Source organism: Xanthomonas sp. DAR 80977, assembly GCF_041240605.1.
Classification (GTDB): Bacteria; Pseudomonadota; Gammaproteobacteria; order Xanthomonadales; family Xanthomonadaceae; genus Xanthomonas_A; species Xanthomonas_A bundabergensis.
In genome coordinates this window covers 4,612,917-4,626,641 of sequence record NZ_CP162487.1, presented here as the reverse complement: position 1 = coordinate 4,626,641, position 13,725 = coordinate 4,612,917, and the positions used below count along the sequence as shown (strand labels likewise).

General features: G+C 71.4%; 14 protein-coding genes. 13 read left to right on the top strand and 1 reads right to left on the bottom strand.

Features of this window, described 5'->3' with window-relative positions; all coding sequences use genetic code 11:
- The 10 genes from catC to AB3X10_RS19605 all read left to right on the top strand — a co-directional run bounded on the left by catC (window position 1) and on the right by AB3X10_RS19605 (window position 10,315).
- Window positions 1-291: a muconolactone Delta-isomerase gene (gene catC / locus AB3X10_RS19650; protein WP_369977088.1), complete on the top strand. Its 291-nt coding sequence runs from the start codon at window positions 1-3 to the stop codon at window positions 289-291.
- 80 nt (window positions 292-371) lie between these two features.
- Window positions 372-1,313, top strand: coding sequence for a catechol 1,2-dioxygenase (catA, locus tag AB3X10_RS19645; RefSeq protein WP_369977087.1), 942 nt, complete (start codon window positions 372-374; stop codon window positions 1,311-1,313).
- 111 nt (window positions 1,314-1,424) lie between these two features.
- On the top strand, window positions 1,425-2,780 hold the full coding sequence (locus AB3X10_RS19640) for a Rieske 2Fe-2S domain-containing protein (protein WP_369977086.1): 1,356 nt from the start codon (window positions 1,425-1,427) through the stop codon (window positions 2,778-2,780).
- Window positions 2,777-3,265 (top strand): benzoate 1,2-dioxygenase small subunit, encoded by a 489-nt coding sequence (gene benB, locus AB3X10_RS19635; protein WP_369977085.1) that lies wholly within the window; start codon window positions 2,777-2,779, stop codon window positions 3,263-3,265. Before AB3X10_RS19640 ends, benB begins: the two co-directional genes overlap by 4 nt.
- A 26-nt stretch (window positions 3,266-3,291) precedes the next feature.
- Window positions 3,292-4,323 carry a benzoate 1,2-dioxygenase electron transfer component BenC gene (gene benC, locus AB3X10_RS19630; RefSeq protein WP_369977084.1) on the top strand — a complete coding sequence of 344 codons (1,032 nt, stop codon included), beginning with the start codon at window positions 3,292-3,294 and terminating at the stop codon, window positions 4,321-4,323.
- A complete protein-coding gene (locus AB3X10_RS19625) occupies window positions 4,320-5,093 on the top strand; it encodes a 1,6-dihydroxycyclohexa-2,4-diene-1-carboxylate dehydrogenase (protein ID WP_369977083.1) in 774 nt (257 codons plus the stop codon). Before benC ends, AB3X10_RS19625 begins: the two co-directional genes overlap by 4 nt.
- 178 nt (window positions 5,094-5,271) lie before the next feature.
- Window positions 5,272-6,651 (top strand): salicylate 1-monooxygenase, encoded by a 1,380-nt coding sequence (salA, locus tag AB3X10_RS19620; protein WP_369977082.1) that lies wholly within the window; start codon window positions 5,272-5,274, stop codon window positions 6,649-6,651.
- A gap of 26 nt (window positions 6,652-6,677) precedes the next feature.
- Complete coding sequence (locus tag AB3X10_RS19615; protein WP_369977081.1) at window positions 6,678-7,640, top strand: alpha/beta hydrolase; 963 nt, start codon at window positions 6,678-6,680, stop codon at window positions 7,638-7,640.
- Between the two features lie 64 nt (window positions 7,641-7,704).
- Complete coding sequence (locus tag AB3X10_RS19610) at window positions 7,705-9,168, top strand: benzaldehyde dehydrogenase (RefSeq protein WP_369977080.1); 1,464 nt, start codon at window positions 7,705-7,707, stop codon at window positions 9,166-9,168.
- A gap of 19 nt (window positions 9,169-9,187) precedes the next feature.
- Window positions 9,188-10,315, top strand: coding sequence for an NAD(P)-dependent alcohol dehydrogenase (locus AB3X10_RS19605; protein WP_369977079.1), 1,128 nt, complete (start codon window positions 9,188-9,190; stop codon window positions 10,313-10,315).
- A gap of 65 nt (window positions 10,316-10,380) precedes the next feature.
- Here AB3X10_RS19605 and AB3X10_RS19600 read toward each other — a convergent pair whose 3' ends face one another.
- Window positions 10,381-10,863, bottom strand: a complete 483-nt coding sequence (locus AB3X10_RS19600) for a YajQ family cyclic di-GMP-binding protein (RefSeq protein ID WP_369977078.1) — start codon at window positions 10,861-10,863, stop codon at window positions 10,381-10,383.
- A 107-nt stretch (window positions 10,864-10,970) separates the two neighbouring features.
- On the opposite strand from AB3X10_RS19600, the gene AB3X10_RS19595 reads away from it, so the two are divergent.
- The 3 genes from AB3X10_RS19595 (at window position 10,971) to AB3X10_RS19585 (ending at window position 13,669) form a co-directional block, all read left to right on the top strand.
- The gene (locus AB3X10_RS19595; RefSeq protein WP_369977077.1) at window positions 10,971-11,867 is read left to right on the top strand and encodes a DMT family transporter; all 897 of its coding nucleotides are present in this window, start codon (window positions 10,971-10,973) and stop codon (window positions 11,865-11,867) included.
- A 102-nt stretch (window positions 11,868-11,969) separates the two neighbouring features.
- Window positions 11,970-12,977, top strand: coding sequence for a methionine ABC transporter ATP-binding protein (locus AB3X10_RS19590; RefSeq protein ID WP_369977076.1), 1,008 nt, complete (start codon window positions 11,970-11,972; stop codon window positions 12,975-12,977).
- Entirely contained in the window at window positions 12,974-13,669 is a 696-nt protein-coding gene (locus AB3X10_RS19585) for a methionine ABC transporter permease (protein WP_369977075.1), read from the top strand. Before AB3X10_RS19590 ends, AB3X10_RS19585 begins: the two co-directional genes overlap by 4 nt.
- Window positions 13,670-13,725 lie beyond the last annotated feature (56 nt).

Below are 13,725 nucleotides of genomic sequence, written 5' to 3'. Positions count from 1 at the left end.
ATGTTGTTCCACGTCAGCATGGAAGTGAACCTGCCGGGCGACATGCCGCCGGAGCGGGCCGCGCAGCTCAAGGAACAGGAGAAGGCGCGCTTCCAGGAACTGCAGCGCAGCGGCCAGTGGCGCCACATCTGGCGGGTGGTCGGGCAGTACGCCAACGTCAGCGTGTTCGACGTGGCCGACAACGCGGAACTGCACGCGCTGCTGCTGTCGCTGCCGCTGTTCCCCTACATGCGCATCGCGGTCATGCCGCTGTGCCGACATCCGTCCTCGCTGTACCCGGACGATCGCTAGACCCGGACCACGGGCGTGTCCTCGGGAGGGGAACGTCTCAAGGCAGCCAACGCAACCATGAGCAGAGAAGGAACACCACGATGAGCGTCAAGATCTTCGAGACCCGGGAGGTGCAGGATTTCCTGCGCAAGGTCGGCGGCCTGGACCAGGCGGCCGGCGATGCGCGGGTGAAGCAGATCGTGCATCGCGTGCTGTCGGACCTGTTCAAGGCCATCGACGATCTGCAGGTCACGCCCGACGAGTACTGGACCGCGATCGCCTGGTTCAACGACCTGGGCGCGGCCGGCCAGGCCGGGCTGATCTCGCCCGGGCTGGGTCTGGACCACTTCCTGGACCTGCGCCTGGACGCCATCGACGCCGAACTGGGCATCGCCAATCCGACCCCGCGCACCATCGAGGGGCCGCTGTACGTGGCCGGCGCGCCGGTGGCGCACGGCTTCGCCCGCCTCGACGACGGCAGCGACGAGAACGGCCATCCGCTGGTCATGCACGGCACCGTGTACGGCGAGCGGGGCGAACCGCTGCCCGGCGCGACGGTGGAGGTGTGGCACTGCGACACCCGCGGGTTCTATTCCCACTTCGACCCCACCGGCAAGCAGGCGCCGTTCAACATGCGCCGCACCATCGTCGCCGACGCGCAGGGCCGCTACCGCTTCCAGAGCATCGTGCCGAAGGGCTACGGCGTGCCGCCGGGCAGCCCGACCGAGCAACTGCTGTTCGCGCTCGGCCGGCATGGCCAGCGCCCGGCCCACATCCACTTCTTCGTCGGCGCCGACGGCCACCGCAAGCTGACCACCCAGATCAACATCGCCGGCGATCCGCTGGTCAACGACGACTTCGCCTACGCCACCCGCGACGGCCTGGTGCCGGACCTGGTGGAGCGCAACGACCGGGCCGGCATCGAGGCCAACGGCCTGTCCGGGCCGTACGCCGAGATCCGTTTCGATTTCCGCCTCACCGAACTGGTGGACGGCGTCGACAACCAGGCCAATCCGCTGCGCCGGCGCGCCGCCGCCGCCTAGTTCCCGTCGCCACGCAGGGCGGCCGCCGCGCGCATCGCCCTGCATCGGTCACCGCTGCGGCTCGCTGGCGCCGCGCCGCCCGCCGCCGCCTTCCTTCCAGGAGACAACGCCATGTCCGCCGTCATCGACAAAGCGACTGCGCTCGACGCCTTGCTCGCCAGCGCCGTCCAGGACGACCACGCCGCCGGCAGGTTCCGCTGCCGCCGCGACATCTTCACCAACGCCGACCTGTTCGAGCTGGAGATGAAGCACATCTTCGAAGGCAACTGGGTATACCTGGCGCACGAGAGCCAGATCCCCAACGCCAACGACTACTACACCACCTACATCGGCCGCCAGCCGGTGGTGATCACCCGCGACAAGAGCGGGCAGCTGCACGCGGTGATCAACGCCTGCGCGCACCGCGGCGCGATGCTGTGCCGGCGCAAGCACGGCAACAAGGGCAGCTTCACCTGTCCGTTCCATGGCTGGACCTTTTCCAACAGCGGCAAGCTGCTGAAGGTCAAGGACGAGAAGACCACCCAGTACCCGCCGCAGTTCGGCCAGGACGGCGCCCACGACCTCAAGCGCGTGCCGCGCTTCGAGAGCTATCGCGGTTTCCTGTTCGGCAGCCTGCGCGAGGACGTGGCGCCGCTGGAGCAGTTCCTGGGCCAGGCGCGGCTGATCGTCGACCAGATCGTCGACCAGGCGCCGGACGGGCTGGAGGTGCTGCGCGGCAATTCGTCCTACATCTACGACGGCAACTGGAAACTGCAGATGGAGAACGGCTGCGACGGTTACCACGTCAGCACCGTGCACTGGAACTACGCGGCCACCATGGGCCGGCGCAAGCAGGAAGGCACCCAGGCGGTCGATGCCAGCGGCTGGAGCAGGAGCGTGGCCGGCGTGTACGGCTTCGAGAACGGCCACATCCTGCTGTGGACCAAGACCATGAACCCGGAGGTGCGCCCGGTGTATCGCCAGCGCGAGGAACTCGCGCAGCGGCTGGGCGCCGAACGCGCCGGTTTCATCGTCGAGCAGACCCGCAACCTGTGCCTGTATCCGAATCTGTTCCTGATGGACCAGTTCTCCACCCAGATCCGCGTCACCCGGCCGATCGACGTGGACAGGACCGAGGTCAGCATCTTCTGCTTCGCGCCGAAGGGCGAGAGCGCGCGCGACCGCGCCACCCGCATCCGCCAGTACGAGGATTTCTTCAACGTCTCCGGCATGGGCACCGCCGACGACCTGGAGGAGTTCCGTGCCTGCCAGGCGGGCTACGCCGGCAGCGCGGCGCCGTGGAACGACCTCAGCCGCGGCGCGCCGCTGTGGATCGACGGCCCGGACGAGAACGCGCGGCGGATGGGGCTGGCGCCGCTGCTGTCCGGCGAGCGCAGCGAGGACGAAGGCCTGTTCGTGCGCCAGCACGCATACTGGGCCGCGGCGATGCGCGAGGCGCTCGCGCAGGAACGGGCGTGCGCGGCATGAGCACCGACCACCACGCGATCTGCGCGTTCCTGTACCGCGAGGCGCGCCTGCTCGACGACCGCCAATGGGACGAATGGCTGACGCTGTATGCCGAGGACGCGATCTACTGGATGCCGGCCTGGGACGACGACGACCGGCTCACCGAAGACCCGCAGTCGCAGATCTCGCTGATCTACTACGCCGACCGTTCCGGGCTGGAGGACCGCGTGTTCCGGATCAAGACCGAGCGCTCCGGCGCGTCCACGCCGGAACCGCGCACCAGCCACAGCGTGGCCAACGTCGAGGTGCTGGCCGAGCGCGGCGAGGAGATCGAGGTCCGCTACAACTTCCACACCCTCAGCCACCGCTACAAGGTCACCGACCAGTTCTTCGGGACGATGCTGCTCACCTTGCGCAGGCACGGCGACGCGCTGCGCATCGCGCGCAAGACGATCGTGCTGAAGAACGACTACATCCGCCAGGTCGTCGACGTCTACCACGTCTGACCGGCACGCCACTGCGAGCAACCGCCATGTCCTACCGCATCGCGCTGAATTTCGAAGACGGGGTCACCCGCTTCGTCGACTGCAACGACGGCGAGAAAGTGCTCGACGCCGCCTTCCGCAACAGGATCAACCTGCCGATGGACTGCGCCGACGGCGTCTGCGGCACCTGCAAGTGCCGCGCCGAGAGCGGGCGCTACGACCTGGGCGAGGACTACATCGAGGACGCGCTGAGCGCCGGGGAGGCCGCCGCCGGCCTGGTGCTGACCTGCCAGATGCGGCCGCGTTCGGATTGCGCGCTGGCGGTGCCGGCGACCTCGATCGCATGCAAGACCGGCAGCGCGCGCTTCCAGGCCGCCGTCGCGGAGGTGGTCGCGCACGCCGACGCCGCGCTGGAACTGAGGCTGGACGCGATCGGCGACGTCCCCGCGTTCCTGCCCGGCCAGTACGTCAACATCGCCGTGCCCGGCAGCGGGCAGGTGCGTGCGTATTCCTTCAGTTCCGCCCCCGGCGCGGCGGCGCTGAGCTTCCTGATCCGGCGCGTGCCCGGCGGCCTGATGAGCGGCTTCCTGGACACGGCCCGGCCGGGGCAGGTACTGGAGCTGAGCGGGCCGCTCGGCAGTTTCTACCTGCGCGAGGTGGCGCGGCCGCTGCTGATGCTGGCCGGCGGCACCGGCCTGGCGCCGTTCCTGTCGATGCTTGCGCAACTGGAGGCCCGCGGCTGCGCGCATCCGGTGCACCTGATGTACGGCGTGACCCGCGGCGCCGACCTGGTCCTGCTCGAGCGCCTGCAGGCCTTCGCCGAGCGGCTGGCCTGGTTCAGCTACGACACCTGCGTGGTCGACCCTGGCGCCGCGCATCCGCGCACCGGCTACGTCACCGAGCACCTGCCGGCGCACGTTCTGCACGACGGCGACGTGGATGTGTACCTGTGCGGCCCGCCACCGATGGTCGAGGCGGTGCGCGCGCATTTCCGCAGCATCGGCCTGGCGCCGGCCAGCTTCCACTACGAGAAGTTCACGCCCAGCGCCGCCGCGCCGGCGCAGGAGCGGGCCGCGTGAGCGCACGCTTCGCCGGCAAGGTCGTGGTGGTCACCGGCGCGGCCCAGGGCATCGGCCGCCGCGTGGCCGAGCGCGCCGCCGCCGAAGGCGCGCGGCTGGTGTTGGTGGATCGCGCCGCGCACGTGGCCGAACTGGAGCAGGCGCTGGCCCCGGCCGAGGTCGCCACGCTGGCCGCCGACCTGGAGCACTACCCGGAGAACGCGCGCGCCATGGCCTTCGCGCACGCGCGCATGGGCCGCATCGACGTGCTGGTCAACAACGTCGGCGGCACCATCTGGGCGCAGCCGTTCCAGCATTACGCGCCGGAGCAGATCGAAGCCGAAGTGCGGCGCTCGCTGTTCCCGGCGCTGTGGGGCTGCCGCGCGGTGTTGCCGTATCTGATCGCGCAGGGCGGCGGGGCCATCGTCAATGTCTCGTCCGTGGCCACCCGCAGCCTGCACCGGGTGCCCTACGGCGCGGCCAAGGGCGGCGTCAACGCGCTGACCGCGTGCCTGGCGTTCGAACATGCCGGGCACGGCATCCGCGTCAACGCGGTGGCGCCGGGCGGCACCGAGGCGCCGCCGCGGCGCGTGCCGCGCAACCCGGATGCGCAGAGCGCGCAGGAGCAGGCGTGGTACCGGCAGATCGTCGCGCAGACGCTCGAATCGAGCCTGATGAAGCGCTACGGCACGCTCGACGAGCAGGCCGCGGCGATCCTGTTCCTGGCCTCGGACGAGGCCTCCTACATCACCGGCACGGTGCTGCCGGTCGGAGGCGGCGACCAGGGCTGAGCAATGCCGCCGCAGGCGGTTCCATCGCCACATCGATCCGGCGGCGAGCCTCCGGCGATGCAGCGCCCGCAGCACGCACGACGGCCCCTGCCCGGCAGTCGCGCGTCTGCTTCAGAGCAACCCTGCCGCCGGCCGGCATGTTCCGCCTCGCCGGCCGCGATCGAATCCAGGAGACACGATGGACGCCACGGCTTCTTCCCTGCGCATCGGCATCGTCGGCGGCGGCATCGCCGGGGTCGGCCTGGCCCTGGGCCTGTGCCGGCACCGCCATCTCGACGTGCAATTGTTCGAATCGGCCGCGGCCTTCGGCGAGATCGGCGCGGGGGTCTCGTTCGGGCCCAACGCGGTGCGCGCGCTGGCCGGGCTGGGCATGGCCGAGGCCTACACCGAACTCGCCGACCGCACCCCGCCGCCATGGCAGGATGTCTGGTTCGAATGGCGCCGCGGCGAGGATGCGCAGCTGATCGGCAGCACCTGCGCGCCCGGGGTGGGGCAGTCCTCGGTGCATCGCGCCGACTTCCTCGATGCGTTGGCCGCGCGCCTGCCGCCCGGGCTCGCCAATTTCGGCAAGCGTGCCGAGCGCATCGCGCAGGACGCCGGCGCGGTGCATGCGGTCTTCGCCGACGGCAGCCGCTACCGGGGCGACCTGTTGATCGCCGCCGACGGCATCAAGTCCAGCCTGCGCGGTCCATTGCTGCAGGCGCTGGGCCATGCCGCGGCCGCGCCGCGCTTCACCGGCACCTGCGCCTACCGCGGCATGATCGACAGCGGCCGCCTGCGCGCGGCCTTCGCCGTGCAGGGTGTGGACACGCGGTTGGCGGACGTGCCGCAGATGTACCTGGGCATGGACGCCCACATCCTGACCTTTCCGATCAAGCGCGGGCGCCTGATCAACGTGGTGGCGTTCGTGTCCGACCGCGGCGAACCCGCCCCGCAGTGGCCGGCCGGACAGGCGTGGGTGCGCGAAGCCAGCCGCCGCGAGATGCTGCAGGCGTTCGCCGGCTGGGGCATCGCCGCGCGGACGCTGTTGGAGTGCATCGACGCGCCCACCCATTGGGCGCTGCACGACCTGGCCGAACTGCCGGCCTATGCGCATGGCCGTCTCGCGCTGATCGGCGATGCCGCGCACGCGATGCTGCCGCACCAGGGCGCCGGTGCCGGGCAGGGCCTGGAGGACGCGTATCTGCTGGCGCATCTGCTGGCCGACCCGGCATTGCGCCGCGGCGACCTGCCTGCGTTGCTGCAGGCCTACGACCAGGTGCGGCGACCGCGCGCCTGCCGCGTGCAGCGCAGCTCGCGCGAGGCGGGCGACCTGTACGAACTGCGCGACGGCCGGGTCGGTGGCGACAGCGGCGCACTGGCGCGCACGCTGGCCACGCGTTTCGACTGGATCTGGCAACACGATCTGCAGGCCGAAGCGGCGCAGGCGGCGCGGCTGATGCGCAGCATCCTGCGCGACCCGGACATGCTCGCGACCGACCAGCCCCGTGCGCGTGCGAGCGTGGCCGCCGGCGCGCGCCCACGCGCGCCGGCACCGTGCCGGCATGAACCCGAATGATGCGACCCCATCGTGGAGCCAAGGCAATGCAGACAGATCCGTTCGATCCCTCGCGGCTGGCGCCGGACGTGCTGGCGGCGCTCGGCGGCATGGCCGCCAGCGGCGCGCCGGCGCTGGAAGCGTTGCCGATCCCGGAGATGCGCCAGGCCTACCGCCAGATCGGCGTGCTGCTGGGCGGCGAGCCGTTGCCGGTGGCGCAGGTCCGCGACCTGGCTGCCGACGGCCCGGCCGGGCCGATCCCGCTGCGGCTGTACCTGCCTGTCGCCCGCCCGCAAACGGCGCATGCGGCCGTCGTCTATCTGCATGGCGGTGGCTGGTCGGTAGGCGACCTGGACAGCCACGACAAGGTCTGCCGGCGGCTGGCGCAGGCGGCCGGCTGCGCGGTGGTGGGCGTGGGCTACCGCCTGGCGCCGGAACATCCGGCCCCGGCCGGCCCGCAGGATGTGGTCGCGGCGATCCGCTGGCTGGCCGCGCAGGCCGGCGCACTGGACCTGGACGCGCAGCGCCTGGCGGTGGCCGGCGACAGCGCCGGCGGCAGCCTGGCGGCGGTGGCCTGCCAGCAACTGCGCGGCGAGGTGGCGCTGCGCGCGCAGGTGCTGTTCTACCCGTCCACCGACCTGTCGCCGGCGGCGCGCGAATTCCCGTCGCGGCGCGAGAACGGCGCGGTGCCGCCGCTGACCCTGGCGCTGATGCAGGCGATGTCGGATCCGTTCGTGGCCGCTTTCGACACCCGCGATCCGCGGCTATCGCCGCTGCGCGCGCCGGACCTGCGCGGCCTGCCGCCGGCACTGATCTATGCCGGCGCCTGCGACGTGCTGCGCGACGACGGCCGCCGCTACGCCGAGGCCCTGCGCGCAGCCGGCGGGGCGGTGGAGTACGTCGAGTTGCCGGGCATGGTGCACGGCTTCGTCGAGATGGCCGGGGTACTGCCGGCGGCGGTACAGGCGATCGAGTACGCCGGCGCGTTCCTGCGCGCGCGGCTGGCATGACGACACGGTCGGCGCGGCCGTCGCCGCGCCGATTCCAGGCAGTGGACACCAAGAGGAAACAGCGATGAGCGACAGTATTTTCTTGCAGGGCGATTTCTGGCACGGGGCCTTGTTCGGCGGCCAATGGCAGGCGGCCGCGGACGGCGCCGAGGCGATCGAGCCGGCCACCGGCCAGGTCCTGGGCCGTATCGGCCTGGCCGGCCCGGCGCAGATCGCCGCGGCCGCCGCCGCGGCGGCGCAGGCACAGCGCGCCTGGGCCGCGGCGCCGTATGCGCAGCGCACGCAGGTGTTGCGCAAGGCCGCGCAACTGGCCGAGCGGTTCCTGCCGGAGATCGCCGACTGGATCGTGCGCGAGAGCGGTTCCACCCAGGGCAAGGCCGGCTTCGAGGCGAGCCTGTGCGCGACCGCGCTGCACGAGGCGGCGGCGCTGCCGTCGCACAGCGTCGGCGAGGTGCTGCCGTCCACGCCCGGGCGGCTGAGCCTGGCGCGGCGGCGCCCGCTCGGGGTGGTCGGGGTCATCGCGCCGTTCAACTTCCCGCTGTACCTGGCCATGCGCGCGGTGGCGCCGGCGCTGGCCCTGGGCAACGCGGTGGTGCTCAAGCCCGATCCGCGCACCGCGGTGTGCGGCGGCGTGGTCATCGCGCGGCTTTTCGAACTGGCCGGCTTGCCGGCCGGCGTGCTGCACGTGCTGCCCGGCGACGGTGCCGCCGGCGCGGCGCTGACCGCCGACCCGCACGTGGCGATGATCCAGTTCACCGGCTCCACCGCGGCCGGGCGCAAGGTCGGCGAGGCGGCCAGCCGGCACCTGAAGAAGGTGTCGCTGGAACTGGGCGGCAAGAACTCGCTGATCGTGCTCGACGATGCCGACCTGGACCTGGCGATCGCCAACACCGCCTGGGGCGCGTATCTGCACCAGGGCCAGATCTGCATGTCCACCGGCCGCGTGCTGGTGCAGCGCGCGCTCTACCCGCGCTTCGTGGAGCGGCTGGTCGCCAAGGCCAACAGCCTGAGCGTCGGCGATCCGGCCAGCGGCCAGGTCGCGCTCGGGCCGCTGATCAACGCGGCCCAGCGCGACCACGCCGCGGCGCTGGTCGCGGCCGCGCGCCAGGCCGGCGCCACCGTCGCCGCCGGCGGCGGCTACCGCGAGCTGTTCTTCGAGCCGACCGTGCTCAGCGACGTCGGTCCCGACAATCCGGCGTTCCGCGAGGAGATCTTCGCCCCGGTCGCGGTGGTGGTGCCGTTCGACACCGACGCCGAGGCCGTCGCCCTGGCCAACGACACCGAGTACGGCCTGTCGATGGCGGTCCTCTCGGCCGACGTCGGCCGCGCGCTGGCGCTGGGCGAGCAGCTGCGTACCGGCCTGCTGCACATCAACGACCAGACCGTCAACGACGAGGTCATCAATCCGTTCGGCGGCGTCGGCGCGTCGGGCAACGGCAGCAGCATCGGCGGCCCGGCCAACTGGGAGGAATTCACCCAGTGGCAGTGGCTGACCGTCAAGGGCACAGCGCCCGCCTATCCGCTTTGAATCCCAGGAGACATTCCCGATGAACGCAACAACCAGCAATCGCCAGATCACCGTGGCGGTGGCGCGCGCGCCGCAACAGCCCTTCAGCATCGAGCAGGCGCGCATCCGCGCGCCGCAGGACGACGAGGTGCTGGTGCGGGTGGTGGCCACCGGCCTGTGCCATACCGACCTGATCGTGCGCGACCAGTACTACCCGGTACCGCTGCCGGCGGTGCTCGGCCACGAGGGCGCCGGCGTGGTCGAGGCGCTCGGCCCCAACGTCAAGGCGCTGCAGGTCGGCGACCACGTGGTGCTGACCTACGGCGCCTGCGGCCACTGCAATCCCTGCGACGGCGGCCATGGCGCGTACTGCAAGGAGTTCTTTCCGCGCAATTTCGGCGGCGGCGACGCGCATGGCCACACCGCCATCGAGGACCTGCAGGGGCAGCCGCTGCACGACCACTTCTTCGCCCAGTCCTCGTTCGCCACCTATGCGCTGGCGCGCGAGAACAACGCGGTCAAGGTGCCGCACGATGCGCCGCTGGAATTGCTCGGCCCGCTCGGCTGCGGCATCCAGACCGGCGCCGGCGCGGTGATCAATGCGTTGAAGGTGCGACCCGGCAGCAGCTTCGTGGCGTTCGGCGCCGGCGCGGTCGGACTCAGCGCGGTGATGGCGGCGCGGGTGGCCGGCGCCACCTGCATCGTCGCCGTGGACGTGGTGCCATCGCGGCTGGAGCTGGCCATGGAACTAGGCGCCACCCACACGATCGACAGCCGCGAGGGCGACCTGGTCGAGGCGGTGCGCGCGATCACCAGCGGCGGCGCCGACTTCGCGCTGGAATCCACCGGGCGTCCGGACGTACTGGCGCTCGGTATCGAGGCGCTGGGCGGGCTCGGCACGATCGGCGTGGTCGGCGCGCCCAAGCTCGGCACCAAGGCCGAGTTCGACGTCAACAACCTGCTGCTGGGCGGGCGCAGCATCCGCGGCATCGTCGAGGGCGACAGCGTGCCGCAGGTGTTCATTCCGCAGCTGGTGACGCTCTACCAGCAGGGCCGCTTCCCGTTCGACAAGCTGGTGAAGTTCTATCCGTTGGCGCAGATCAACGAAGCGGCCGCCGACAGCAGCAGCGGCGTCACCCTCAAGCCGATCCTGCGCATCGCCAGCTGACGTGCGCGATCGCGGCGGCGGCAGTGCCGCCGCCGCGACGGTCCGTCGCAGGCGGCGGCGTCCGCTCAGTCGCGGAAATTCTCGAACTGCAGCGGCAGCTCGAAATCGCTCTTCTTCAGCAGCGCCATCACGTCCTGCAGGTCGTCGCGCTTCTTGCCGCTGATGCGCAGCTTGTCGCCGTTGATCTGCGCTTCCACCTTCAGCTTGGCGTCCTTGATCGCGGCGACGATCTTCTTGGCGAGCTTCTGCTCGATGCCCTGCTTGACCGTGACCTTCTGCCGCGCGCCGGCCAGGTTGGTCTCCAAGTCGCCGAATTCCAGGCAGCGCACGTCGATGCCGCGGGCGATCAGCCGCGCGCGCAGGATGTCGGTCATCTGCTTGACCTGGAAGTCGCTGGGCGCCGCCTGGTTGATGACCTGGTCGTCGAGTTCGAAGCGGGCCTCCACGCCCTTGAAGTCGAAGCGGGTCGACAGCTCGCGGTTCGCCTGGTCGATGGCATTGGTCAGTTCGTGCTTGTCGATTTCGGAGACGACGTCGAAGGAAGGCATGGCAGTTCCTCGGGAAAGACCGCATATCCTACCGATCCGGACGCAAGGCCGCTGCCGCTGCGGGCGCGTCGCTGGGCGCCGCCGCCGATCGCGGCGATAATCCTGCGATGCCCACCTCACGTTCCAACACCGCGGCCGCCGCCTGGATGGTCGCGGCGGTCGCCTGCTTCGCGCTGATGGATGCGGCGATGAAGATGCTGGCCGCGCACTATCCGGCGCTGCAGGTCGCCACCCTGCGCGGCGGCGCTTCGCTGCCGTTCGTGTTGCTGTGGGTGCTGGCCACCGCCGGCCCGCGCTCGATCGTGCCGGTGCGCTGGAGCCTGCACCTGCTGCGCGGCGTGCTCGGCATCGCGATGATCGGCTGCTTCGCCTGGGCGCTGCGCAGCCTGCCGCTGTCCACCGCGTACACGATCTACTTCGTCGCCCCGCTGCTGGTGGCGGCGCTGTCGGTGCCGTTGCTGGGCGAGCAGGTCGGCCCGCGGCGCTGGGCCGCGATCGGCCTCGGCCTGGTCGGGGTGCTGGTGGTGCTGCGCCCGGGCGTGGGCGGCTTCGTCTCGCTGCCGGGGTTGATGGTGCTGCTGGCGGCCACCGCCTACGCGGTCGCGGCGGTGCTGGTCAGCCTGCTGGCGCGCACCGATACGCCGCAGTCGCTGGTGGTCTGGTTCCTGCTGATCATGGCGCTGGGCGCCGGCGCGCTGGCGCTGCCGGCCTGGATCCCGCTGCGCCTGGCCGATGCCGGCTGGATCGCCACGCTGGGCCTGGCCGGGGCGCTGGGGCAGGTGGCCCTGACCCAGGCGTTCCGCCGCGGCGACGCCTCGCTGATCGCGCCGCTGGAGTACAGCGGCCTGATCTGGGTGATCCCGTGGGACTGGCTGCTGTGGCGCAAGCTGCCCGACGCCTGGACCTGGCTGGGCGCGGCGATCATCGTCGCCAGCGGGCTGTACCTGCTGCATCGCGAGCGGGTCCGCGCCACCGTGCGTCCGCCGCCGCAAGTTCACCCTTAGCGGCGGCCGCGCCGGCGCAAGCGTTAGAATCGAATGGAATAACGCGCGCAACCTTGGCCTGCTAGGCTTTGCGCCCCCCCTTCCGCTGCCGGTCCCCGCGCGTTGATCCAGTTCGAGCACCTGCACAAGTCCTACTCCGTCGCCGGCCAGGCCGTCGTGGCCTTGCATCCGCTCGACCTGGAGATCCGTGCCGGCGAGGTGTTCGGCATCATCGGCCATTCCGGCGCCGGCAAGTCCACCCTGATCCGCCTGATCAACCGGCTGGAGGAGCCCAGCGGCGGGCGCCTGCTGATCGGCGGCGAGGACGTCACCGCGCTGGACCGCGCCGGGCTGCGCACGCTGCGCCGGCGCATCGGCATGATCTTCCAGCACTTCAACCTGCTGTCCTCGCGCACGGTGGCCGGCAATGTCGCCTTCCCGCTGGAACTGGCCGGCACCCCGCGCGCGCAGATCGACGCGCGGGTGGCCGAGCTGCTGGCCCGGGTCGGCCTGGCCGAGCACGCCACCAAGTATCCGGCGCAGCTGTCGGGCGGGCAGAAGCAGCGCGTCGGCATCGCCCGCGCGCTGGCCACCGGGCCGCAGATCCTGCTGTGCGACGAGGCCACCAGCGCGCTGGATCCGCAGACCACCGCCTCGGTGCTGAGCCTGCTGGCGCAGATCAACCGCGAGCTGGGCCTGACCATCGTGCTGATCACCCACGAGATGGACGTGATCCGCCGCGTCTGCGACCGCGTGGCGGTGCTCGATGCCGGGCATCTGGTCGAGAGCGGGCCGGTCACCGAGGTGTTCCTGCACCCGCGCCATCCGACCACGCGCCGCTTCGTGTCCGAGGCCGAACATGTCGACGCGGGCGAACTGCACCGCGACTTCGCCGTGGTGGACGGGCGCATCCTGCGCCTGACCTTCCTCGGCGGCGACACCTACGCGCCGCTGCTCGGGCGCATCGCGCGCGAGACCGCGGTGGACTACAACATCCTGTCCGGGCGCATCGACCGGATCAAGGACACCCCGTACGGCCAGCTGACCGTGGCCCTGGTCGGCGGCGACCTGGACGCGGCGCAGGCCGGGTTCGTCGCTGCCGGCGTGCATGTCGAGGAACTGCGCCGATGACCGCGTTCGCCACCGCCGCCGGCGGCTTCTTCCGCAATCTCGACGCCGGCAAATGGGCCGAGATCGGCAACGCCACGCTGGACACGCTGCTGATGCTCGGCGGCTCGCTGCCGCTGACCCTGCTGATCGGCCTGCCGCTGGGCGTGCTGCTGTTCCTGACCGGGCCGCGCCAGACCCACCAGCGGCCGCTGCTGTACGGCAGCCTGGCGCTGGCGATCAACGTGCTGCGCTCGGTGCCCTTCATCATCCTGATGATCGCGATGATCCCGCTGACGCTGTGGGCGATGGGCACCTCGCTGGGCGTGCGCGGCGCGATCCTGCCGCTGGTGGTGGGGGCCGCGCCGTTCTACGCGCGGCTGGTGGAGACGGCGCTGCGCGAAGTGGACCGCGGCGTGGTCGAGGCCAGCCTGGCGATGGGCGCGACCACCTGGCAGCTGGTGACCCGGGTGCTGCTGCCGGAGGCGCGGCCCGGGCTGATCGCCGGCGCGACGGTGACCACCATCGCGCTGATCGGCTTCACCGCGATGGGCGGCGCGATCGGTTCCGGCGGCCTCGGCGACCTGGCCTACCGCGACGGCTACCAGCGCTCGCACGCCGACGTGGCGCTGATCACCGTGGTGGTGCTGCTGCTGCTGGTGCAGGGGCTGCAGATGCTCGGCGATCGCCTGGTCGCGCATTACAGCCGGCGCTGAGCCGCATCGCCCGTATCGCGCCTCTGTAGGAGCGGCTTCAGCCGCGACCGCTTCAC

Excerpts from the sequence above, each read along its gene's own strand:
- AB3X10_RS19610 (WP_369977080.1), top strand. The coding sequence starts at position 7,705 with ATGAGCGACAGTATTTTCTTGCAGGGCGATTTCTGGCACGGGGCCTTG.
- AB3X10_RS19615 (WP_369977081.1), top strand. The coding sequence starts at position 6,678 with ATGCAGACAGATCCGTTCGATCCCTCGCGGCTGGCGCCGGACGTGCTG.
- AB3X10_RS19595 (WP_369977077.1), top strand. The coding sequence starts at position 10,971 with ATGCCCACCTCACGTTCCAACACCGCGGCCGCCGCCTGGATGGTCGCG.
- catC (WP_369977088.1), top strand. The coding sequence starts at position 1 with ATGTTGTTCCACGTCAGCATGGAAGTGAACCTGCCGGGCGACATGCCG.
- benB (WP_369977085.1), top strand. The coding sequence starts at position 2,777 with ATGAGCACCGACCACCACGCGATCTGCGCGTTCCTGTACCGCGAGGCG.
- AB3X10_RS19640 (WP_369977086.1), top strand. The coding sequence starts at position 1,425 with ATGTCCGCCGTCATCGACAAAGCGACTGCGCTCGACGCCTTGCTCGCC.
- AB3X10_RS19605 (WP_369977079.1), top strand. The coding sequence starts at position 9,188 with ATGAACGCAACAACCAGCAATCGCCAGATCACCGTGGCGGTGGCGCGC.
- benC (WP_369977084.1), top strand. The coding sequence starts at position 3,292 with ATGTCCTACCGCATCGCGCTGAATTTCGAAGACGGGGTCACCCGCTTC.
- salA (WP_369977082.1), top strand. The coding sequence starts at position 5,272 with ATGGACGCCACGGCTTCTTCCCTGCGCATCGGCATCGTCGGCGGCGGC.
- AB3X10_RS19585 (WP_369977075.1), top strand. The coding sequence starts at position 12,974 with ATGACCGCGTTCGCCACCGCCGCCGGCGGCTTCTTCCGCAATCTCGAC.
- AB3X10_RS19600 (WP_369977078.1), bottom strand. The coding sequence starts at position 10,863 with ATGCCTTCCTTCGACGTCGTCTCCGAAATCGACAAGCACGAACTGACC.
- catA (WP_369977087.1), top strand. The coding sequence starts at position 372 with ATGAGCGTCAAGATCTTCGAGACCCGGGAGGTGCAGGATTTCCTGCGC.